This is a genomic window from Bradyrhizobium sp. NBAIM08, assembly GCF_020193935.1.
Classification (GTDB): domain Bacteria; phylum Pseudomonadota; class Alphaproteobacteria; order Rhizobiales; family Xanthobacteraceae; genus Bradyrhizobium; species Bradyrhizobium yuanmingense.
This window is the reverse complement of sequence record NZ_JADYVR010000002.1, coordinates 70,468-91,707: the sequence shown is the minus strand read 5'-3', so window position 1 is coordinate 91,707 and position 21,240 is coordinate 70,468. Positions and strand designations below refer to the sequence as shown.

At 66.0% G+C, this 21,240-nt stretch carries 18 protein-coding genes; 9 read left to right on the top strand and 9 right to left on the bottom strand.

Annotated features, from left to right (window positions below):
- Positions 1 to 40: 40 nt before the first annotated feature.
- The 3 genes from I6F37_RS06465 to nthA are packed head-to-tail and all read right to left on the bottom strand — an operon-like array spanning position 41 to position 1,706.
- Positions 41 to 418, bottom strand: a complete 378-nt coding sequence (locus I6F37_RS06465; protein ID WP_036028031.1) for a nitrile hydratase accessory protein — start codon at positions 416 to 418, stop codon at positions 41 to 43.
- Positions 418 to 1,077, bottom strand: a complete 660-nt coding sequence (gene nthB, locus I6F37_RS06460; protein WP_057029182.1) for a nitrile hydratase subunit beta — start codon at positions 1,075 to 1,077, stop codon at positions 418 to 420. The genes I6F37_RS06465 and nthB overlap by 1 nt, the downstream gene beginning before the upstream one ends.
- Positions 1,074 to 1,706 carry a nitrile hydratase subunit alpha gene (gene nthA / locus I6F37_RS06455; protein ID WP_035999337.1) on the bottom strand — a complete coding sequence of 211 codons (633 nt, stop codon included), beginning with the start codon at positions 1,704 to 1,706 and terminating at the stop codon, positions 1,074 to 1,076. The genes nthB and nthA overlap by 4 nt, the downstream gene beginning before the upstream one ends.
- Before the next feature lie 118 nt (positions 1,707 to 1,824).
- Between nthA and I6F37_RS06450 the strand changes: the two genes are divergently transcribed.
- From I6F37_RS06450 to I6F37_RS06440, 3 genes are all read left to right on the top strand, one after another.
- The gene (locus I6F37_RS06450) at positions 1,825 to 2,631 is read left to right on the top strand and encodes an enoyl-CoA hydratase/isomerase family protein (protein WP_225125408.1); all 807 of its coding nucleotides are present in this window, start codon (positions 1,825 to 1,827) and stop codon (positions 2,629 to 2,631) included.
- Between the two features lie 225 nt (positions 2,632 to 2,856).
- On the top strand, positions 2,857 to 3,996 hold the full coding sequence (locus tag I6F37_RS06445; protein WP_225125406.1) for a methionine ABC transporter ATP-binding protein: 1,140 nt from the start codon (positions 2,857 to 2,859) through the stop codon (positions 3,994 to 3,996).
- Positions 3,986 to 4,651: a methionine ABC transporter permease gene (locus I6F37_RS06440; protein ID WP_057029183.1), complete on the top strand. Its 666-nt coding sequence runs from the start codon at positions 3,986 to 3,988 to the stop codon at positions 4,649 to 4,651. Before I6F37_RS06445 ends, I6F37_RS06440 begins: the two co-directional genes overlap by 11 nt.
- A gap of 6 nt (positions 4,652 to 4,657) precedes the next feature.
- Here I6F37_RS06440 and I6F37_RS06435 read toward each other — a convergent pair whose 3' ends face one another.
- A complete protein-coding gene (locus I6F37_RS06435) occupies positions 4,658 to 5,647 on the bottom strand; it encodes a helix-turn-helix domain-containing protein (RefSeq protein ID WP_225150663.1) in 990 nt (329 codons plus the stop codon).
- A 183-nt stretch (positions 5,648 to 5,830) separates the two neighbouring features.
- Here I6F37_RS06435 and I6F37_RS06430 point away from each other — a divergent pair, with 183 nt between their 5' ends.
- The 3 genes from I6F37_RS06430 (at position 5,831) to I6F37_RS06420 (ending at position 11,592) form a co-directional block, all read left to right on the top strand.
- On the top strand, positions 5,831 to 7,021 hold the full coding sequence (locus tag I6F37_RS06430; RefSeq protein ID WP_225150661.1) for a serine hydrolase: 1,191 nt from the start codon (positions 5,831 to 5,833) through the stop codon (positions 7,019 to 7,021).
- A 15-nt stretch (positions 7,022 to 7,036) separates the two neighbouring features.
- Positions 7,037 to 9,025: a primary-amine oxidase gene (locus I6F37_RS06425; protein ID WP_225150659.1), complete on the top strand. Its 1,989-nt coding sequence runs from the start codon at positions 7,037 to 7,039 to the stop codon at positions 9,023 to 9,025.
- 326 nt (positions 9,026 to 9,351) lie between these two features.
- The gene (locus I6F37_RS06420; RefSeq protein ID WP_225150657.1) at positions 9,352 to 11,592 is read left to right on the top strand and encodes a TonB-dependent siderophore receptor; all 2,241 of its coding nucleotides are present in this window, start codon (positions 9,352 to 9,354) and stop codon (positions 11,590 to 11,592) included.
- 51 nt (positions 11,593 to 11,643) lie between these two features.
- On the opposite strand, the gene I6F37_RS06415 is transcribed toward I6F37_RS06420, so the two are convergent.
- The 5 genes from I6F37_RS06415 to I6F37_RS06395 are packed head-to-tail and all read right to left on the bottom strand — an operon-like array spanning position 11,644 to position 17,678.
- Positions 11,644 to 13,095 (bottom strand): aldehyde dehydrogenase, encoded by a 1,452-nt coding sequence (locus I6F37_RS06415; protein WP_225150656.1) that lies wholly within the window; start codon positions 13,093 to 13,095, stop codon positions 11,644 to 11,646.
- Positions 13,096 to 13,130: 35 nt separating this feature from the next.
- Complete coding sequence (locus I6F37_RS06410; RefSeq protein ID WP_057029189.1) at positions 13,131 to 13,862, bottom strand: ABC transporter ATP-binding protein; 732 nt, start codon at positions 13,860 to 13,862, stop codon at positions 13,131 to 13,133.
- Entirely contained in the window at positions 13,855 to 15,525 is a 1,671-nt protein-coding gene (locus I6F37_RS06405; protein ID WP_225150653.1) for an ATP-binding cassette domain-containing protein, read from the bottom strand. Before I6F37_RS06405 ends, I6F37_RS06410 begins: the two co-directional genes overlap by 8 nt.
- Entirely contained in the window at positions 15,522 to 16,397 is an 876-nt protein-coding gene (locus tag I6F37_RS06400) for a branched-chain amino acid ABC transporter permease (RefSeq protein ID WP_225125393.1), read from the bottom strand. Before I6F37_RS06400 ends, I6F37_RS06405 begins: the two co-directional genes overlap by 4 nt.
- Positions 16,398 to 16,457: 60 nt before the next feature.
- The gene (locus I6F37_RS06395) at positions 16,458 to 17,678 is read right to left on the bottom strand and encodes an amino acid ABC transporter substrate-binding protein (RefSeq protein ID WP_225150652.1); all 1,221 of its coding nucleotides are present in this window, start codon (positions 17,676 to 17,678) and stop codon (positions 16,458 to 16,460) included.
- A gap of 198 nt (positions 17,679 to 17,876) precedes the next feature.
- On the opposite strand from I6F37_RS06395, the gene I6F37_RS06390 reads away from it, so the two are divergent.
- The 3 genes from I6F37_RS06390 to I6F37_RS06380 all read left to right on the top strand — a co-directional run bounded on the left by I6F37_RS06390 (position 17,877) and on the right by I6F37_RS06380 (position 21,229).
- Entirely contained in the window at positions 17,877 to 18,809 is a 933-nt protein-coding gene (locus I6F37_RS06390) for a helix-turn-helix domain-containing protein (RefSeq protein ID WP_225150650.1), read from the top strand.
- Positions 18,810 to 19,021: 212 nt separating this feature from the next.
- Entirely contained in the window at positions 19,022 to 20,314 is a 1,293-nt protein-coding gene (gene fsrB, locus I6F37_RS06385; RefSeq protein WP_036028050.1) for a siderophore utilization protein FsrB, read from the top strand.
- Positions 20,315 to 20,401: 87 nt separating this feature from the next.
- On the top strand, positions 20,402 to 21,229 hold the full coding sequence (locus tag I6F37_RS06380) for a hypothetical protein (protein WP_225150648.1): 828 nt from the start codon (positions 20,402 to 20,404) through the stop codon (positions 21,227 to 21,229).
- Positions 21,230 to 21,240 lie beyond the last annotated feature (11 nt).

Sequence of the window (21,240 nt, the reverse complement as noted above, 5' to 3'; positions counted from 1 at the left end):
TGGATTGCTTCGCTGCGCTCGCAATAACGAGAGGCAACAGCTAACCAAAATCCTCCGGCCTGAGCTCGATCGGCTTGCCGTGCGGCGTGCGATCGGCGGCGTGGTCCCACGCATTCCGATAGCGGTGCAGCGTCTCCATCGACGCGACGCCCTTGCGGGCGACGAGGCCCTCCAGCGTGGCGAGCCAGTGCAGATAGTAGGTCTCGCCGGTATCAGGGTCGCCGGCGGCCTGGGCGCGCTTGATCTCGTCTGCGAGTGCTGCGGCCCATTCCGGCCAGGTGAATACGCCGCGCTCGTGCAGGCTCAAGGCCATCGCGAAGGCATGCGCCTCCCAGGGCGCTCGGAACACCGGGCCGTCGTCGTCGCACGGAATGCTCGGGATCGCCGCCGTCGCGGCGGCCGCAAGCGCGCTGCTCATCACGCCGGATCCAGATAGGGCTCGAACGCGTCGATCGAGACCTTCAGCGTGGGATCGCCGTCCTCGCCCCAGAGATCGCGGCCCTCGAACACCACGGTGTAGAGCCATTGCGGGTTCTCCCCGCGCTCCATCGCCGCCGTGTCAGGAAACACGTGACAGCCATGGTTCAGCTCGACCACGCCGACATGGCCACGGACATAGCGCGGCAGCCGCGTGTGCGTGGCTGGATGAATATTCCTGGCGCGGACGCGATCGCCGATGTTGAATTTCGCCGGAGCCGGGGCAGGGCGGCCGAACTTGCCGCGCACCATCACGCGCTCGACATTGGCGCGGTCGAACTTGCCGTGCTTGAGCGCCTTTGCAGGCTGCATCGCATGGCCGGCAGCGACCTCCTCGCGGGTGAGATAGCCCTTGTCGATCAGCATCTCCTCGAGCCCGAGAAACCATTTCTTGTAATAAGAGCTCGAGAGATAGACGTGCGGCGGCAAGGTCTCGCGATAGAAGCGCGAGGTGTCGATGTTGAAGGCGCCGGCCGCGCCCATCGCGCGCACCATGGCCAGCACGCGCGACTCCCATTCCTCGTGAAACATCGGCTCGTTCGGCTCAGGCTCGACCTTGCCGAACCCGTCCATGCCGCCCATGTCGTGCACGCCGTTCACGACGGTGCGCCCGGCGTCTTGGGGAAACCGGTGCCGATCATGGAGTCGCGCGTCACGAGCTCGGCGAGCTGCTCCTCGCTCCAGCCTTCCGTGCCCGCGGGGCGCATCGGCAGCACCAGGAAGCGCGTCTCGGCGGTGGAATCCCACACCCGGATCTCGGTGTCCTTCGGCAGCGCGACGCCGAAATCGGCGAGCACGCCGCGCGGGTCCTTCACCGCGCGCGAGCGGTAGGGCGCGGCCTTGTACCAGACCGGCGGCAGCCCGAGCATTTCCCAGGGGTAGCAGGAGCACAGTGTGCACACGACCATGTTGTGCCGCTCGGGCGTGTTCTCGACCACGACGAGATGATCGCCGACGCGGCTGACATGGCCGAGCGTGCCGATCGCCTTGGAGCCGTCCTGCAGCAGCGCCGTCTTGAACGCCGGATCGGTCCAGGCTTTGGCGACCACGCGCGCGCCATTGTGCGGGCCGATCTTGGTCTCATAGGCCTGGATGATAGCGTCGAGCGCAGCCGGCTCGACATAGCCTTTTTCGGTCAGGATCGTCTCGAGCGCGCGCACGCGCAGCTCGGTCTCGGACAGCTCGGAATGATCGTGATCGTGGTGATGATGGTCGTGATCTTGGCTCATGCGGCGGAAGATAGGCGCAATGGCTAGGGGCTGTCGAGGGCTCGTTGCAGTGCAGTCCTGGCACGTATGCGTGAGGGCAGTTGTGCGCTAGCATCCCGCAAACATCGTGGAGATGATGGTGACCGACTACGTGAAGATCGAGAAGGGTCTCGGGCCGGAGGGGCGGATCGCGGTCGTGCGCTTCGACCGCGGCGACGGCATCAACGCGCTCTCGCCGGAGGCGCTGCGCCAGCTCACGGCGGCCGCGCGCAGCTTCGAGGACGATGCAGCGACCTCGGTCGTTGTGCTGACCGGCAGCTCGGGCGCCTTCAGCGCCGGCTTCGATCTCAAGGACGCTGAGGGACGCTCGCGCAAGGAGATGGACCTCGGCGCGCTGCGGCGGCACCTCAAGCTCGGGCCGCGCCTGACGCACGTCTGGCAAGAGATGGAACAGATCACCATCGCCGCGATCGAAGGCTTTTGCGTCGGCGGCGGCGTCGCCCTCGCGGTGGCGCTCGATTTCCGGGTGATGGGGCGCGATGCGCATCTGCGCGTGCCCGAGATCGGGCTCGGCATGAATATGAGCTGGCAGAGCATCCCGCGCATGCTGCATCTGATTGGGCCGGCCCGCACCAAGCAGGCGGTGATCCTAGCCGACCAGCGTATCAGCGCGGACGAGGCCTATGAATGGGGGCTCGTCGAGCAGGTGGCGGATCCCGGCCATGCGCTCGATGCCGCCATGGAGCTTGCCCGCAAGGTTGCCGCGCAGCCGCCGCTGTCCGTCGCCATGACCAAGCTGACCGTCAACCGGCTCGCGCATGCGCTGGACGACCTTGCGAGCCACATGGATGTCGATCAGTTCGCGCTCGCCAGCCTCAGCGAGGACCACAAGGAGGGCGTGGAGGCGTTCCTGACGCGCCGCAAGCCGCGGTTCCGGGGTCGGTGATCACAGCGCCGATAGTCGGCGGATAATCTTCTCCGCCTGGAGGCGATCGGGAAAACTTCCTCCAAGTCCTCCCAAATATCTGAGATTGCAAGGAAGACCAGAAAGAGCGAAGGTGCGTGCTGCGGTGCAGCGCGCTCGATTGAGCCCTCGTCGCCATTCTCCCCCCGTCGCAGACGCGACCGGTTCCCATGTGCCCTGGGCATCTGGGTGACCGAGCTATCGTGCATGAAGGCCATCTCCATGAATGCCCGCCAATCGCTCGCGATCGGACGACCGATCGAAACGATCGAAGCGATTTCACCCGCGCTCGCCGTGCCGCACGCGATGGTCCGTTTCGCCGGCATCTCCAAGACCTATCCGGCCTATCGCGGCAAGCCCGGCGTCAACGCGCTGCAAGACATCGACTTCGCCATTCCGCGCGGCTCCGTCACCGGCGTGATCGGCCGCTCCGGCGCCGGCAAGTCGAGCCTGGTCCGGCTCATCAACGGCCTGGAGAAGCCGACCACGGGCCGTGTGATCGTCGACGGCCGCGATATCTCGGCCTTGGCCGGCCGCGAGCTGCGGCTGGCGCAGCGCTCGATCGGCATGATCTTCCAGCATTTCAACCTGCTGTCCTCGCGCACCGCGGCCGACAACATCGCGCTGCCGCTGGAGATCGCCGGTTGGACCAAGACCGACATCAAGGCCCGCGTCGCCGAGCTGCTCGCGCTGGTCGGCATCGCCGACAAGCACGACCGCTATCCTTCCGAACTGTCCGGCGGCCAGAAGCAGCGCGTCGGCATCGCCCGCGCCCTGGCGACGCGGCCGAGCGTGCTGCTGTCGGACGAGGCGACCTCGGCACTCGATCCGCAGACCACGCGCGCGATCCTCGATCTGCTTGCGAACATCAACCGCGAGCTCGGCGTGACCATCGTGCTGATCACGCATGAGATGTCCGTGGTGCGCCAGCTCGCCAAGGAGGTGGTGGTATTGGACGCCGGCCGCGTCGTCGAGAGTGGCCACGTCGCCGACATCTTCACGCAGCCAAGACATCCGATCACGCAGTCCTTCCTGGCCGAGGTGATCGGCGACAGCCTGCCGGTCTCGCTGGCGAGCCGAATCGTTTCGACGCAGCCTGCCGGCGGGCAGGCCGTGATCCGGATCCAGGTGCGCGGGGCAGGGGCCGGCGATACCGTGGTGGCCCGCCTCGCGCGTGAGCTAGCCCTCGACGTGTCGCTGCTGTCGGCGCGCATCGACGAGATTGGCGGCCAGCATGTCGGCTCGCTGACGCTCGGAATTCCCGGCGGCGAGGACGCGGTGATGCGGACGCTCGCCTGGCTCTCTCGATATCAATTCTCGGCGGAGCGTCTCGGCTATGTCGCCTGAACTCATCAACCTGATCGTCCAGGCTACCTTCGAAAGCCTGTACATGGTCGGCATCGCGGCGCTGCTCGGCACCGCGTTCGGCCTGCCGCTCGGCGTGTTCCTGGCCACCAGCCGCAAAGGCGAGCTGTTCGCGGCGCCCATCGTCAATCGCGTGCTCGGCATCGTCGTCAATGCGACGCGCTCGACGCCCTTCATTATCCTCGTCGTCGCCATCATCCCGTTCACGCGCCTCGTTGCCGGCACCTCGATCGGCTCGACCGCCGCTATCGTGCCGCTGACCATCGCCTCGACGCCGTTCATCGCGCGCCTCGTCGAGGCTGCGATCCGCGAGGTCGACGGCGGCCTGATCGAGACTGCGTCCTCGTTCGGCGCTTCGCCCCTTCAGATCGTGCTCAAGGTCCTGATCCCGGAGGCGCTGCCCGGCCTGCTGCTGGCGCTGACGCTCGCGGTGGTCAGCCTGCTCGGCTATTCCGCGATGGTCGGCGCAGTCGGCGGCGGCGGCCTTGGCGATCTCGGCATCCGCTACGGCTATCAGCGCTTCATGCCGGAGATGATGCTGGCCGTCGTAGTCGTGCTGATCGCACTGGTGCAGATAGTCCAGAGCGCCGGCGATTACCTGGCGCGCCGGGTCAACCGCCGGCTGCGGCATCGCTGAATCCGGTCAGGCGGCACACCTCGCGCGACGCAGCGTCTGCGAGGGCAGCTCGCCGAAGTGACGCTTGTAGTCGAGCGAGAACTGGCTGAAGTGCCAGAATCCGTGCTGCACCGCGACGTCGTAGACCGAGGTCTCGTTGCCGCCGGCGCCCTTGAGATCGCGCCGCACACGGTTCAGTCGCATCGCGCGCCAATAGTGCATCGGGCTCGTGCCCAAAACCTCCTGGAAGCAATAGCCGAGCTTGCGCGGGCTGGCGCCGACGGCCTTGCAGACCTCCAGCAGCGAGAGCGAGCGATCGCCCCTGTCATGCATCAGCTCGCGGGCACGATCCACGGTTCGCTTCCGAGCCGCCGCGCTGCGGCCGGGATCGCTCGGGCGTGCGGTCGGCAGCATGTCCATGATCTCGACGAGGAGGGCGTCTTCCAGGGCCTGCCTCGCCGCCGGATCGTTGAACGTTGCCGGAGCGGTCGTGATCGTCGCTTGAATGGCGGCCAGATGCGCCCGCAGCCGCGCGACCGGCGCTTCCGCCATTTCGATCACCTGCAGCCGGTGCCAGGCGGTGCGCGGCAGCTCGATGTCGAGCCGGGCGGCGAGCTCTGCGATCAACACCGTGCTGGCAACGACGCCGCGCAGCTCGAAGGCCTTCGGGGTACACATGTCGATCTCGGCGTCGATGCTGGCGAGGACGCGGGCGCCGCTGGCACCGGTCCCGTTGAAGCTGAGCTCGCCGTCGCCGTGCCAGGGCAGGCCGATGCCAAAACTGTCGGCGCCAAGCTGGCCATATTGGCGGACCTGCTGGCTGGTGATCTCGCAGAACACCTCCAGCCGGGGCAAGGAGAGTTGCGTGAAGCTGCCCCGGAACGCGCCGGCGCTGATCTGATCGTAGCTCAGCCGCCAGCGGCCGAGGCTTGCGCAATGCTCGTCGACATCCGTGCTGTTCGCCTGGAGCAGGCCCGCAGCCGAGTCCTGAATCGGAAGATTTGCCGTTAAGGCCATGGCAGTACGTCGAAAATCCTTGAGCCGAGCAGCGAGCAGGAACCACGCCAGACTGGCACGGCCAGAGACGCTGTCCAGCAAAATATTGCCGGATCTCGATAACGCCTGACAGCGCCGCCGTGCAGGCTTCCGTCCTGCCGTTCCGACATCGCTGCCGGGACGGCGCTTCGCGGAGGGAGCGAGATGCGATCGACCGATGTCATGCGCGGCAGCCCGCCCGTACCCGAGGCTCAGGTGACGCGCGCCAATTGGCGCAGCTTTCCCGCGATCCGCTGGGGTTTTACCCACACCCGCGAAGTGCTGCCGACCGCAGAGATTCGCCGCTCCGCCCGGCCGACGCCAATGAGAAGCGCCCCGCGCGAACTGGCAAAGCTCGGCTTCACCGGGCCTGATGGCAACGCGACCACGATCGAGTGCGCGCTACGCGAAACCTTTGCCGACACGCTCCTCGTGATGCATCAGGGTACGCTGATCCATGAATGGTACGGTGACGGCATGAGCGCGACCACGCCGCATCTGATCTGCTCGATCAGCAAGGCGATCGCTGGCACGCTCGGCGGCGTGCTGGCCGCGCGCGGCCTGGTCGATCCAGAGGCGAGGGTGCTGCGCTACGTGCCGGAGCTGGAGACATCGGCCTACGCCGGCTGCACCGTCCGCAACCTGCTCGACATGGCCGTCGCCATCAAGTTCGAGGAGGATTACGAGGACCCCGCCGGCGACCTCGCGCGCTATCGGTTCTCCTCGGGCTGGGACGTGCCGCCGCCGGACGTCGAGCCCAGCCATCAGCGCGCTTATCTGACGACGCTGCGCGGCAGCGGCAAGCCGCACGGCAAGGTGTTCCACTACGTCTCGCCCAATACCGAGGTGCTCGGCTGGGTGTATGAACGCGCCTGCGGGATGCCCTACCATCTTATTCTCTCCGAGTTTCTCTGGCAGCCCCTGGGCGCGGAGGAGGACGGCTCTCTCACACTCGATAGCCACGGCATGGGCCGCATTGCCGGCGGCATCTCGGTCACCGCGCGCGATCTCGTCCGCTTCGGGGAGATGATCCGCTGCCGCGGCGTCGTCGAGGGCCGGCAGGTGGTGCCGGGCTGGTGGATCGACGATATCCGCGAGAACGGTGATTGCAAGGCGTGGGCCGATGGCGACCTCGCCGAGTTCTTCCCGGGCGCGCGCTACCGCAGCAAATGGTTCACCATCGATCCTTCGCGCAACGCGCTCACCGCGATCGGCATTCACGGCCAGCACCTCTATGTCGACCTCGACTCCGACACCGTCATCGTCAAGCTCGCAACACAGCCCAAGGCGATGGACGTGTCGATCGACCAGCGCTGGTTTGCTGCCTTCCGCGCCATCACCGCACATCTCGCCTGATATTTGGACGTCCTCATGCTTGAAACCGCCAAAGCCCAACCGCAAGCGCAGACCGCGACACCGCATCCGCTCGATCCGCTGACGGCCGACGAGATCACCGCGGCTTGCGCTTTGGTGCGGGCGGCGGCCGCCTCAGCGGCGAACTGCCGTTTCCCGACGGTGCGGCTGGAGGAGCCGACCAAGCAGGAGCTGGCTTCAGGCGAGGTGGGACGCCGTGCCTTCGCGTTGACGCTCGACGTCGCCACGGGCGAGGCGATCGAGCATATCGTCGACCTCGGCCGCGGCGAGATCGTCGGCCGCAAGGTCGTGCCGAATCGCGAGGCGCCCTATGGGCAGCCGCCGGTGATGCTGGAAGAGTTCTTCAAGTGCGATGCCGTGGTGAAGGCCGATCCCGCTTGGCGGGCGGCGATGGTTCGGCGCGGGCTGACCGACAAGGACATCGAGCTGGTTCAGGTCGACCCGTTCTCCTCCGGATTCTTCGACAAGGAGTTCGAGCGCGGCGCCCGCATCGTGCGGGCCGTCAGCTATTTTCGCGAGCACCTTCAGGACAACGGCTACGCCCATCCGATCGAGGGCGTTGTCGCTGTGGTCGACCTCATCGGGGGCAAGATCATCGAGCTCACGGATGAAGATCCGATCGTGCCGATTCCGCGCAAGAAACGGAACTACGGCGCGCATGAGGTGCCAAACCCGCGCACCGACATCAAGCCGCTGCATATCGAGCAGCCGGAAGGGCCGAGCTTCAAGGTCGACGGCTGGAAAGTCGACTGGCAGAAATGGAGCTTCCGAGTCGGCTTCACGCCGCGCGAGGGCCTCGTGCTGCATCAGCTCGCCTACCAGGACGGCGCGCGTAAGCGGTCGCTGATCCACCGCGCCAGCGTCACCGAGATGGTGGTGCCTTATGCCGATCCGACCGCCAACCATTTCTGGAAGTCGGCTTTCGATGCCGGCGAATACGGGCTCGGCATGCTCGCCAACGCGCTGGAGCTGGGCTGCGACTGCCTCGGCAACATCCACTATTTCGACGTGCCTGCCGCCGACAACAAGGGCGAGCCCTTCGTCATGCAGAACGCGATCTGCATGCATGAGGAGGATTACGGGATTGCCTGGAAGCACTACGAGTTTCGCAACGGCCTTTTCGAGGTGCGGAGATCCCGACGGCTCGTGATCTCGTTCTTCGCCACCGTCGGCAATTACGATTACGGCTTCTACTGGTATCTCTATCAGGACGGCACGATTCAGCTGGAGACGAAACTCACCGGCATCATCCAGACCGCCGCGGTGCGGCCGGGCGAAAAGTACCGATGGGGCGGCATGGTCGACGATAATCTCGGCGGCCCCACGCACCAGCACTTCTTCAACGTCCGCCTGCATATGGATCTCGACGGCGGCGGTAACACGGTGACGGAGCACGAGTTCGTGCCGCGGCCCTGGGGCGACGACAATCCGCACGGCAACGTGTTCGACACCACCACGCGCGTGCTGTCGCGCGAGCGCGACGCCGCAGCGGTCGCCAATGGCGAGACCGGCCGATTCTGGAAGATCAGTAATCCGAACGAGATCAACTCGGTCGGCGGTGCACCGGCCTACAAGCTCGTCGTCAATCCCAGCCCGCTGATGCTGGCCCAGGAGGGTAGTTACGTGCGCAAGCGCGGCGGCTTCGCCACCAAGCATGTCTGGGTGACTGCATTCGATCCGGCCGAGAAATACGCCAGCGGCGACTATCCCAACGTTCACGCCGGCGGTGACGGCCTGCCGCGCTATGCCGCGCAGAATCGCAATATCGAGAATGCCGACATCGTGGTGTGGCACTCCTTCGGCCACACCCATGTCTGCAAGCCCGAAGACTTTCCGATCATGCCGGTGGAATATGCCGGCTTCGTGTTGAAGCCAACCGGATTCTTTGCGGCGAATGCGGCTGGCGACCTTCCGCCGGACCGCAACAGCCGCAGCGTGCTGGCTGGCGAGAAGAGCACGACCTGTTGTCACGCGGACTGGACGTGACCTTCATCCGCTCGCACCCTTGGCTTTGGTCGCAACACTGATTGCGCGACGCGGCCGTGGCACGCGGTCGGGTCCTGACACACTGACAGAAACATTCTAGAAGCATTCCAATCCCAAAGAAGCAGCGCGCATGAGCGCATCCGTCGCACGTGCTGTGCACACGTCTGGAGAAATTCTAACGCCGTTCCTATCGCACTCCGAAACCGCCTGAGTTAGGGCGGGCCATCAAGATCGATACCGGCAAAGCCGGCAGTGCGTGGGGCTCAACAGACGTGACCGATTTCCAACCTTCTTCGCGTAAGAACACGCGCCGCCGACAAATCCAGATGCTCTTCCTCGGTGCGGCCAGCACACTCGCTCTCGCCGTGCCCTTCGGCTCTGCCCAAGCCCAGACGCAGATTCCCTCTGTCACCGTCGAAGCGCCGACGCAGCGCACCCGTCCAGCGGCGATTGCGTCGTCGCGACGGGCTGCTGCGGCGCGAACCGCACGCGCCAATCGTCGCGGCCCGGCGCAGCAGGCTGCGCCAACCCAGTCGGCCTCATCGAACGGTGCAACGGGCGAACGCGCCAATGGCCCGGTACGCGGTTTCGTTGCGACGCGCAGCGGCACCGCCACCAAGACCGATACGCCGCTGATCGAAACGCCGCAGTCGGTGTCGGTCATCACCACCGACCAGATCAGAAACCAGGGCGCGGTCTCGATCGGCGAGGCCTTGCGCTACACCGCCGGCGTCAGCGGCGACGTCAATGGCGGCTCGGACACCCGCTTCGGCGGCCTCCAGATCCGCGGCTTCGACATGACGATGCCGGGCCTCTTCGTCGACGGCCTGCGGATTCCCTCCAGCAACTACGTGCACTTCAATGGCCTCGAGCCCTATGGGGCCGAGCGTATCGAGGTGCTCAAGGGTCCGTCCTCCGCGATGTATGGCGGCAGCGGCACAGGCGGCGTTCTCAACTACGTGACCAAGCTGCCGACGGCGCAGCAGTTCGGCGAGGTCTCGATCTCGGGTGGCAGCTTCAACCGCTATCAGGGCCAGTTCGACATGGGCGGCGCCGCCAACAAGGAAGGCACGGTGCTGTGGCGCCTGACCGGCGTCGTGCGCGACGGCGAGACCCAGGTCGATTTCAGCAAGGACAATCGCGTCTTCATCGCGCCCGCCGTCACCTTCAAGCCGAACGAGGACACCACCATCACCCTGCTCGCCAACTATCAGCGGGACCGGGCAGGGTGGGGCCTTCAGTTCCTGCCGGCCTCGGGCACGGTTTGGCCGAACAACGGCCGCACCATCCCGGTCTCGTTCTTCGCGGGCGTGCCGGGCTTCGACGCATTCAACACCGAGATCGCAACCGTCGGCTACCAGCTCGCGCACAATTTCACCGACAACGTCACGTTCCGGCAAAATCTGCGCTACGCCTATCAGCACAATGAGGAGAAGGTGTTTTACGGCGGCGGCTATACCAACGAGGCCGCAGGGCAGCTCGCGCGCTATGGCAGCTACAGCAACTCCTACATCAACTCATTCGCCGTGGACAACCAGCTCCAGGGCAAGTTCACCACCGGCATTCTCAGCCACACCACGCTGGTTGGCGTCGACTATCGCAACACCTCCTTCCGCGACACCGCCTTCGGCGTCACGACCTCGTCCCCCGAGATCAACGTCTTCAACCCGAACTACAGCTACGACTACGCCATCGGCGCCATGTACGACAACACCGGCGTCAAGCAGTCCCAGGTCGGCGTCTATGCGCAGGATCAGATCAAGCTCGGCCGGCTCTCGTTCCAGCTCGGCGGCCGTCAGGATTTCGTGACCACGCAGGTCGATAACGGTATCGCCAATACCACGGCCGCGAAGGACGCCTCGGCCTTCACCGGCCGAGCCGCCGTGATGTACAATTTCGATAGCGGCATCGCGCCCTATTTCAGCTACTCGGAATCGTTCCTGCCGCTGCTCGCGACCGGGTTTGGCGGACAAATGCTCAATCCCGAGACCGGCGTCCAATACGAGGTCGGCGTCAAGTATCAGCCGATCGGCTGGAACGCGCTGTTCACCTTCGCCGCCTTCGACCTGACGCGCGATAACGTCGCTGTGTACGTGCCCGCGGCCACCTTTTACGAACAGATCGGGCAGGTGAAGTCGCGCGGCATCGAGCTCGAAGGCACGATGTCGCTCGCCGATGGCTGGAACCTGCGCGCCGCCTATGCCTATGTCGACGCCATGGTCACGCAGGATCCGGTGAATGTCGGCAAGGCGCCAACTACGGTGCCGCTCAACCGCGCTTCGCTGTGGAGCGACTATACGCTGCAGAACGGGCCGCTCGCCGGCCTGCAGTTCGGCGGCGGCATCCGCTATGTCGGCGCGACCTGGGGCGACGAGGCCAACACGTTCAAGGTGGGATCGTCGACCGTTCTCGACGCGCTGCTGGCCTACAACAGGGACAATTGGCGCCTGGCGCTGAACGTCACCAATCTCGCCGACACTCGCTATGTCGCCTCATGTTACAGCATGTCGGGCTGCTTCTACGCGGAAGGGCGGAAAGCCATCGCCAGGCTGACCTACCGCTGGTGAGCACAATGCGAGGACGGTCCGGCCTTGGAGACCGGACCTGCATCCCGCCGATCAGAACGGATAGTGCCGGGGCCCGGTCTGCACGGTGATCCAGCGCAGTTCGGTGAACTCGTCGATTGCGGCCTTGCCGCCGAAGCGGCCATAGCCTGACGCCTTGGTCCCGCCAAACGGCATCTGAGGCTCGTCATGCACGGTCGGAGCGTTGACGTGGCAGATGCCCGCCTCGATCCGCCTGGCAACGCCGAGCGCACGGGCGATGTCGCGGCCGAACACGGCCGAGGAGAGGCCGTATTCGGTGTCGTTGGCCACGCGCACGGCCTCGTCGATCCCGCTCACGCGCACCACGGTCACGACCGGACCAAAGCTCTCCTCGCCATAGATCCGCATCGCCAGCGTGACATGGTCGACGATGGTGGCGGGCATGATGGTGCCGCTGCCGTGGCCGCCGGCAGCGAGCACGGCGCCCTTGGCGACGGCATCGTCGATCAGGCCCCGGACGCGCTCGCAGGCGGCGTCACTGACCAGCGAGCCCAGCACGACATTGCCCTTGCGGGGATCGCCGAAGGGAAGGCTCCTGGCCTTGGCGGCGAACTTGGCGATGAAGGCGTCCGCCACCTTGTCGTCGACCACGATCCGCTCGGTCGACATGCAGATCTGCCCCTGGTTCATGAAGGCGCCGAACGCTGCCGCATTCACGGCGGCGTCGAGGTCGGCATCGTCGAGGATCACGAGCGGGGCCTTGCCGCCGAGCTCCAGCAGCGCGCGCTTCAGGTGCTTGGCGCATGCGAGTGCGATGAGGCGGCCGACGCGGGTCGAGCCGGTGAAGTTGACGCGGCGGATCGCAGGATGGGCGATCAGCGCCTCGACCACCGCCTGCGCATCCTCCGGCGCGTTGGTGACGACATTGACGACGCCGTCACCGAGGCCGGCCTCCGCCAGGCAGCTTCCGATCAGCCGATGCACGCCCGGGCTCATCTCGGACGCCTTCAGCACCACGGTATTGCCGCAGGCGAGCGGCATCGCGACCGATCGCACGCCGAGGATCACGGGAGCGTTCCAGGGCGCGATGCCGAGCACCACGCCGACCGGCTGGCGAAACGCCATGGCGAGGTTGTCGGGCTTGTCGGTCGGTATGACTTCGCCGGATATCTGCGTCGTCATGGCCGCGGCTTCGCGCAGCATGCCTTCGGCCAGGTGCACGTTGAATCCGGCCCAGCCCGCGGTGGCGCCGGTTTCAGCGACCATCAGCGCGGTGAACTCCGCGGCACGGCGCGCGAGGATATCGGCGGCCGCATTGAGCCGCTTGCGGCGCTCCGACGGGCCGAGCTGTGACCAGGCCGGGAACGCGGCGGCCGCAGCGTCCGCGGCCCGCATCGCGTCGTCGATCGAGGCCGCCGCCACGATCGTCGCGACGTCGCCGGAGATCGGGTTGTGGCGCTGGAAGGTACGCTGATGGCTGGCCGACTGGTCCTTGCCGCCGATGAGAAGGTCGATCGCGTTCATGATGCACTCCAAAGGTTGCAGGCGGGATTGAGCGATTATGGTGGGGACGGGGCCGCGCGGGCCTTGCCGAGATAGGCGCGCTGGACCTCCGGATCGTTCTTCATCGCACTGGCCGGCCCGCTGCCGGCGTTGCGGCCGGACTCGATCAGGTAGACACGGTCGGCGATGTCGAGGCTCGCCCGCGCATTCTGCTCGACCAGCAACACGCTGAGGCCGCTGCTACGGATCTCCGCCAGTGCACGGAACACTTCGCGGCTGAGCAGGGGCGACAGGCCGAGCGAAGGCTCATCGAGCAGGAGCAGCAGCGGGTTCGACATCAGCGCCCGGCCGATCGCCACCATCTGCTGCTCGCCGCCGCTCATGGTGCGAACGGCCTGGGCCATACGCTCGGCAAGGCGCGGGAACAGTCGCAGGATCCTCGCGAGCCGGTCTGCCTCGCCTGCGCGGGCGCGGGCGGGATAGGCGCCGAGCTGCAGATTCTCGGCAACCGTCAGATCGCCGAACACGCCGCGGCCTTCGGGCACCAGGGCGATGCCGCGCTCCACGATCAGATGGGCGGGCAGTTCGCCAATGTGATGTCCCTCGAACCGGATCGTTGCGCCCGGCGCGGGCTTGACCAGCCCGGCGATGCTCTTGAGCAAGGTGGACTTGCCGGCGCCGTTGGCGCCGAGGATCGCGACGATCTCGCCTTGCCCGATACCGAGCGCAATGTCGGCGAGGGCCTGGTGCTTGCCATAGAAGTGGGAGAGGGCGGCGACCTCAAGCATCGTCGCCTCCGAGATAGGCTGCAACGACTTTTGGATCGGACAACACGGCCTCCGGCGCGCCGCGCGCGATCACGCTGCCGGCATTCATGACGATGCAATGGCTGCACAGCGCTCGGATCGCATCCATGACATGCTCGACCATGATGATGGTGAGGCCGCGATCGCGCAATTTCGCGATCAGCGCGATGCCGGTCTCGAGCTCGCTCGGATTGAGGCCCGCCAGCCATTCGTCGAGCAGCACGAGGCGCGGCTGCAGCGCCAGCGCGCGGGCAAGTTCGAGCCGCTTCTGGTCGATATAGGTCAGCTCGCTCGCGGGCGTTTCCTGCAGCTTGCCGAGCCCGACCAGGTCCAGCAGCTCGCTTGCCGTTGCGCCCGATCCGTTCGTCGTCGAGAACAGCCGCGCCGCCGCAACGTTTTCGGCCACCGTCAGGTCCGGCATCACGCGCACCAGCTGGAACGTGCGCGCAAGGCCAAGGCGCGCGATCTGGTGCGCGCGCATACCGTTGAGGACGATGCCGCCCAGCCGGATCGTGCCCGAGGAGGGCCGCAGCGCCCCGGACAGCGTATTCAGCAGCGTCGTCTTGCCGGATCCGTTCGGGCCGATGATGCCGATGATCTCGCCCGGCGTGACCGTGAAGCTGACACCCTCGACGGCGCGTAGTCCGCTGAACGATTTGCTGACGCCGTCGACCGCGAGCAGCGGTGCATCGCCCGCGCGGGCGGGCGCGGCGGCGGGACCGCCGGCCGGAACACGCCAGCGGCCCGCCCCGAACAGGCCGATTACGCCGTTCGGCAACATCATCACGATGAACACGAAGATGACGCCGAGCACGATGCTGAAATGGTTGGGCAGCGTCGCCGTCAGCACCTCGAACAGCAGGACGAGCGGAATGACGCCCAGCACGGGCCCGAACAGCGAGCCCGCACCGCCTAGCAGGGCCATGATCACGACCTGGAAGGAGATGGTCGGATTGAACGCGATGGCTGGATCGATATAGGTCCAGCGTGGCGCCATCACCGCGCCGGTCACCGCCATGAAGGTCGCGCTCAGAATGAAGACGCCGAGCTTGATCCGCGTGGCATCGATGCCGGAATGGCTCGCCGCGGTCTCGTCGGCGCCGATGGCGCGCAGGGCCAGCCCATAGCGCGAGCGCCCGAGCATCCAGCCCACCAGGAAGACGACCGCGGTCAAGCCCAGCAGCTGCCAGTAGAGAACGTCCTGCGTCACCGCGCTGAAGAGATAGCGGCCGACCGATTTGTGGATGTTGACCTCGTACCAGATCACGAGCTGCCGGATCAGCTCGGCCAGGCCGAAGGAGAAGATCACGAAATAGATTCCGGACAGCCGCAGCGTCGAAAGCCCGGTGATTGCGGCGGTGAGTGCGCCCACGCCGGCTGCGGCCAGCAGCACGACCGGCCAGGGCATGGTCTCGCCGAGCACCGCAGCCGTGTAAGCGCCGAGCCCGAAGAACGCGACCGTGGCAAGCGAGATGTAGCGCGTCGGGCCCGAGAACATCGCCCACGCGGTCGCCAGGATCGTGAAATAGAGCACGCTGATGCCGAGCGCGAGATAATAGCCGTTGGCATAGAGCGGATAGGTGACGAGGCATGCGGCGAGGGCGAGGCCGGCGCACCATAGCAAAATCCGGACGGGTCTCGTCATGACGCGGCCCTGCCGAACAGGCCGGTCGGCTTGATCACGAGCACGCCGAGAAACAGGGCGTAGGTCGCAGCCAGCGTCAGACCGGGATCGACCAGCCGCGCCACCGCGGTCTCGACCACACCAAGCAGCAGTCCGGCGACCAGCGCACCGATGACGTTGCCGACACCGCCCATGATGACGACGACCAGTGCCTTCATCGTGAAGACCACCCCCATCGCAGCATTGAAGGTGAGGAACATGCTGATCAGCACGCCGCCTACGGCGACGAGGCCACCGCCGAAGGCAAACGCCAGCCCCGACAGGGCCGCGACGTCGATGCCGACCAGACGCGCGGCGTTGGCATCGACTGCGATGGCGCGTACCGCAGTGCCGATCCGGGTGCGGGTGAGGGCGAGGTACACGGCGCCGCCGACCAGCGCCGCGAACAGCAGCGCGACGAGCCGATTGACGGCAAGCGTCGAGCCCATGATCGTCAGCGGAATGGAGAGATAGCTATAGCTGTAGTACTGGCCGCCAAAGGCGACCAGCATGGCGCCCTGGATCACGAACAGCACGCCGAAGGTGACGAGGATGCTGTCGATCTCCTGCGCGCCCCGGTCCTTGCCGCGCCGCATCAGCCGTTCCAGCAGCAAGCGATACAGTAGCCAGTTCAGCACCATCGCGACCGGGACCGCCAGCAGAAGCGCCGCGAGCGGGCTCAGCCCAAGGCCGCCATAGAGCGAGAACGCGCCGAAGGCGGCCGCGACCAGCGACTCTCCATAGGAGAGGTTCATGATCCGCGCCACGCCATATTGCAGCGTCAGCCCGAGCGCGATCAACGCGTACATGCCGCCGAGCACGAGGCCCGGCAGGATGATGTCGACAAGCAGCATGAAACGGCGTCCCCATGAACGGCAGGCAGGCCTTGCGGACGCAAGGCCTGCCAACCAGCCTTACTGCCACTGCGGTTTGGGCACGACCGCGGCACGTGCGCCCGGCAGCGAGGTTGGCGCGAGGGCGTAGAACTCGCCGTTCTGCCACTGCCCGACGCTCCAGACCTCCTGGAGCAGCCCGTCCTTCAGCTTGACCTTGCCGATGATGGTCTCGAACGTGCCCGCACGGATTTCCGCCGCGACAGCAGTGCGATCCAGCTTGCCGACCTTTTCGATCGCCTGCTGGAGCACCTGCAGGCTCGCATAGGTGATCGAGCTCGCCCAGCGATCCGGTTCCTTGCCGGTGGCGGCCTTGTGGCGCGCGAGATACTCCTTCAGTTGCGGAGACTCGGCATTCCAGCCGCCGATGCCCATCACGCCGTCGCTGTTGGCGGCAAACTTGCCCTTGTAGAGCGGGAACGCGGTGCCGACGCCGACATAGAAAACCTTCGGGTTGAACTTCAACAGCTGCGCCTGTTCGGTCAGCGCGATCGTGTCCGGCGGATAGCTGAAGGCGATGAACGCGTCCGGGTTCGACGCGATCGCATCCTTCAACAGAGGCTGGAGATCCTGCGTGCCCATCGGATAGGTCTTGTCATAGCCAAGCTTGAAGCCGTGCTTCTTGAAGGCCTCGCGGCCCGCCGCGGATAGCTCGATGCCGAACTGGTCGGCGATGCTGACCATCGCGATGTTCGCCCCGATCTTGCCTTCGCTCTTCAGCTTGCCGAGCAGATCGGCGAGCCCCTCGGATATCTGGGCCGACGTCCCGAGCCAGAACGTCGCGTTCGACCAGCGCTTGGCAAGCTCCGGCGCCTTGTCGGTCACCGACGTGACCGCGAGGTGAGGGTAGCCCAGACGGTTCAGAGTCGGGCCGACCGCGAGATTGAGACCCGTGCCCCACGGCGAAAGAATGAAATCGACCTTGTCCTGGTTGGCGAGGCGCTCGATCGCCTTGACGGCTTCTTCCGAGCTGCTGCGGTCGTCATATTCGACCACCTCGATCGGCAGCTTCTTGTCGCCCAGCTTGATGCCGCCGGCGGCATTCACGTCCTTCACCCACAGCTCATAATTGGGCAGGGTGGTGATGCCGGCGCCGCCGGCATAGGGACCGGTCTTGGAAATGGCGTAGCCGATCCGGATCTTCTCCTGCGCATCGGCCGTGGACGGAAAGGTCCAGAGCGTTCCGGCCAGAGCCGCAAGGCCAGCGACGCGCAGCAACGTTCGACGGTTCGCTGAAAACATATCGTGTCTCCCTCCTGTTGCACCCAAGCGATGGTCGGCATCGCAGTGAGTGGTCGTTTCCCCTTGGTCCCGACTTTCTCTAGGGCGGCATCATTGAGCCGGCCGCCACCGAGACTTGACCTAGCAAGCATCCCGAGCTTTGCTCGCACAATGGACAAATCCGGTGAAAGATTGGACGTTTCTGGTCTTGACCGCCAAGTGCGTCGAGGCGTCGCGGGCCCCGATCCGGCGCCGGCGATCGTGCCGAATGGGGCTGTCCCTGTGGGCGCCGAGCTGATCGCAGCGCATTACGTCGCGCGGCGATGGACGCTGACCTCGAAAGCGGCCCGTCCGTTCTTTCATCTGCTCTGCCTTCCCGGCGGAGGGACCGCCGAGATCGGTCAGGCCGGCAAGTCCATGCGGACGATCGGACCCGCGATGGTCTGGCTCCCGGCGGGATCGGCCGACTATCTGGAGGTATCGGCAGGCACGACGGCGCAGCTGCTGCAATTGCGCGCCGGCACATGGCATCGCTATCTCCCGCCGTCGGCGGAGGCGGCCTATCTCGCGCTCGAGGGCGCAGGCGGCATCCTGGCGTTGCAGGTCGAGGCCGATCTCGCGGCCACGATCGCGCGTTCCATCGCGGCGATCGCCGCCGAGGTCGCCACGCCCGCACGCAGCGGTGCAGCGTCGATCATGTCGGCGGAGCTGACGCTGTGCGTGCTGCGATTCTGGCGCCTGTTCGCTGGCGACGGGAACCGCAACGAGGAGAGCAGCAGCACCGAGATCCTGAGCCGGTTCCGCAGGCTGCTCGAGGAGCGCTATCAACAGCACTTGCGCGTCAGCGATTACGCCAGGCTACTCGGCACCACGCCGGATCGCCTGCACGCGCTGTGCAGCCGCGAGCTGAAGCGCTCGCCGAGCGAGCTGATTCAGCAGCGCCTCGTCAGGGAAGCGGCGACGCGGCTGGAGGCTGGAACCATCGCCGTCAAGCAGATCGCATTTGCGCTGGGCTTCACGGACACCGCCTATTTCAGCCGCTTTTTCCGCAAGCACACCGGCGAGGCACCGGGCGTATGGCGTCGGCGCGTTGCGGCACGCGCGAGAGCGGGGCGATCGAGACCGACGCTGAATTTTGCCGATTGGCCGTAACGCACGCGGCTGCGTCGACACCCGATCACGCATGGACGCTTTGTCGCGCAGCTTATTGGCCAGTCTCGATAAATTCTAATGTCGGACCTCTCGCACTGCAACTGTCCCTGCGTTAGGCCGAAGGCCCACCGGCTGAACTGCCGGCGGCGAGTCCAATCGAAAAGCGGTCCGGCAAATGAGGGGCCGGGCCCAGTGGGAATGAGATCTGAGCGATGAGAGCGATATTCGGCAAACTGCATCGCTGGGCGGGACTGCTGACGGCCGCCTTCCTGTTCTTCTCCGGCATCACCGGCGCGATCATCTCCTGGGATCACGAGCTCGACGACGTCCTGAACAGCCATCTGTTCGATGTCTCGACGAAGGGCCCGGCCATTCCCTCGCTCGAGCTTGCCAAGATGATCGAGCAGCGCGATCCCCGCGCGCGCGTCGTCTACCTCTTCATGACGCCGGAGCAGGGCCACTCGCTGTGGTTCTTCGTCATGCCGCGGATCGATCCCGCGACCGGCAAGCGTTACCCGCTCGACTACAATCAGGTCTTCCTCGATCCCAACACCGGCGCGGAGCTTGGCCGGCGTTATTGGGGCGCGGTGTGGCCCGTCACGCGCGAGAATTTCGTCTCGTTTCTGTACAAGCTGCACTACACGATGCACATCCCGGAATTCTGGGGCAGCGACCGCTGGGGCATGCGCGTGCTCGGCATCATCGCCATCATCTGGACCATCGATTGCTTCGTCGGCTTCTACCTGACGCTGCCCTCGCGCCGGCGCGCCAAGGCCGCGCGGGCGCCTGAGGTCGCGCGCCAGCTCGAGCGCGGCTTCTGGGCGCGCTGGGCGCCGGCCTGGACCATCAAGACCTCGGGCAGCGCCTACCGGATCAATTTCGACATCCACCGCGCATTCAGCCTGTGGACGTGGGGCGTACTGTTCATCATCGCCTTCACCGCGTTTTCGCTGAACCTCTACTTCGAGGTGTTCTCGCCGCTGATGAAGATGGTGTCGAATTACACCCCGACACCCTATGAGCAGCGGCCCTATCGCGATCTCGATAATCCGATCGAGCCCAAGATGACGTTTGCCGAGATTGCTGCCCGCGCGGCCGCCGACGGCAAGGCGCGAGGCTGGACCACCCCGGTCGGCGCGCTCAGCTACGGCCCGGCCCATGGCGTCTACGCCGCCGCGTTCTTCCATCCCGGCGACGATCACGGTGCCGGCGGCGTCGGCCCGGCGCAGCTCTATTACGACAGCGAGGACGGCCGCCCCATTGGCGAGCGGCTGCCCTGGGTCGGCACCGCCGCCGACATCTTCGTGCAGGCGCAGTTTCCGCTGCATTCGGGCCGCATCGTCGGACTGTTCGGGCGTATCCTGATCTCGGTGATGGGCCTCGTGGTCGCCGCGCTCTCTGTCACCGGCGTCGTGATCTGGTGGCGCAAGCGCCGCGCCCGCGTTCGCGTGCGGGAGACGGCGGCCGTGCGGCTGAACCGGGAGCAACTGACGCCGGCAGAGTAGGGCACCCGCGTTCCGCCAATGGATGAACCTTGGCACGCGGCGTCGGCACAAAGATGGAGATCGCTCTCCAGTCTTCCCGGAATTGCAATGAGATTGCTTGCCTTGCTCTGCCTGCTCGTCCTGGCCGCGCCCGCCGGGGCGGCCGCGCCCGAGCAGCATTATCTCGACCTGCGCGACCGCTACATCGCAAAATTCTCGAATGCCAAGGAGAGCGACGAGATCTACAAGCAGCACGATGCGGCCCTGAAGGAGCTGGCCGGCGTGCTGCGCGGCCTGGTCGGTCCGGTCGCGATCAAGGGACTCCCGGCCGAGGGCAAGTCGAACGTCGATACGCTGTTCAAGGACGACATCGGCTTCGGCCATCTCGACGGGCTGAGCTTCGCATCCGAAGGCGACAAGATGCAGGCTGTGGTGACCACGACCGGGCTGCTCAAGCACTGGCTTGGCGAGCATCGCGCCGACGGCATGCCTCAGGACAGTGGCGCCGCGTTGAAATCCGACCGCTTCTATTATTACGCCATCCAGGACGCCGCCTTCGCGATCTACGCGGAGCTGCCGATCACCAAGCCGGCAAGGGCGAGCGTCGCAGTCGCTGTGCTCGGCGTGCGCGGCAATGGCGGCCTCAAGGGCCCGCCGGACGAAATCGACGTCGTCGCGATCCAGAGCGACAAGGTCTATTTCCTCGCGGCAAGGGAGGCCGTGAAGACCGCCCCGATCCCGACCTGCGAGAAGGTCTGGAAGCAGATGATGGCAAAGCCCGTCGACAAGAAAGACCCGCGCGGCGAGATGGCCCGCGAGGACAAGGCAATGACCGCCTTCACGGCGTGCTTCGCCAAGGAAGCCCCGAGCCAGAGCTGGTATGCGGCCGCCGTCAAGAAGGCGCAGAGCCAGCTGGACCGGCTGCCGCTTCCCTAGGAATGCCAGCT

Excerpts from the sequence above, each read along its gene's own strand:
- I6F37_RS06465 (WP_036028031.1), bottom strand. The coding sequence starts at position 418 with ATGAGCAGCGCGCTTGCGGCCGCCGCGACGGCGGCGATCCCGAGCATT.
- nthA (WP_035999337.1), bottom strand. The coding sequence starts at position 1,706 with ATGAGCCAAGATCACGACCATCATCACCACGATCACGATCATTCCGAG.
- I6F37_RS06445 (WP_225125406.1), top strand. The coding sequence starts at position 2,857 with ATGAAGGCCATCTCCATGAATGCCCGCCAATCGCTCGCGATCGGACGA.
- I6F37_RS06440 (WP_057029183.1), top strand. The coding sequence starts at position 3,986 with ATGTCGCCTGAACTCATCAACCTGATCGTCCAGGCTACCTTCGAAAGC.
- I6F37_RS06435 (WP_225150663.1), bottom strand. The coding sequence starts at position 5,647 with ATGGCCTTAACGGCAAATCTTCCGATTCAGGACTCGGCTGCGGGCCTG.
- I6F37_RS06430 (WP_225150661.1), top strand. The coding sequence starts at position 5,831 with ATGCGATCGACCGATGTCATGCGCGGCAGCCCGCCCGTACCCGAGGCT.
- I6F37_RS06425 (WP_225150659.1), top strand. The coding sequence starts at position 7,037 with ATGCTTGAAACCGCCAAAGCCCAACCGCAAGCGCAGACCGCGACACCG.
- I6F37_RS06420 (WP_225150657.1), top strand. The coding sequence starts at position 9,352 with ATGCTCTTCCTCGGTGCGGCCAGCACACTCGCTCTCGCCGTGCCCTTC.
- I6F37_RS06415 (WP_225150656.1), bottom strand. The coding sequence starts at position 13,095 with ATGAACGCGATCGACCTTCTCATCGGCGGCAAGGACCAGTCGGCCAGC.
- I6F37_RS06410 (WP_057029189.1), bottom strand. The coding sequence starts at position 13,862 with ATGCTTGAGGTCGCCGCCCTCTCCCACTTCTATGGCAAGCACCAGGCC.
- I6F37_RS06405 (WP_225150653.1), bottom strand. The coding sequence starts at position 15,525 with ATGACGAGACCCGTCCGGATTTTGCTATGGTGCGCCGGCCTCGCCCTC.
- I6F37_RS06400 (WP_225125393.1), bottom strand. The coding sequence starts at position 16,397 with ATGCTGCTTGTCGACATCATCCTGCCGGGCCTCGTGCTCGGCGGCATG.
- I6F37_RS06395 (WP_225150652.1), bottom strand. The coding sequence starts at position 17,678 with ATGTTTTCAGCGAACCGTCGAACGTTGCTGCGCGTCGCTGGCCTTGCG.
- fsrB (WP_036028050.1), top strand. The coding sequence starts at position 19,022 with ATGAGAGCGATATTCGGCAAACTGCATCGCTGGGCGGGACTGCTGACG.
- I6F37_RS06380 (WP_225150648.1), top strand. The coding sequence starts at position 20,402 with ATGAGATTGCTTGCCTTGCTCTGCCTGCTCGTCCTGGCCGCGCCCGCC.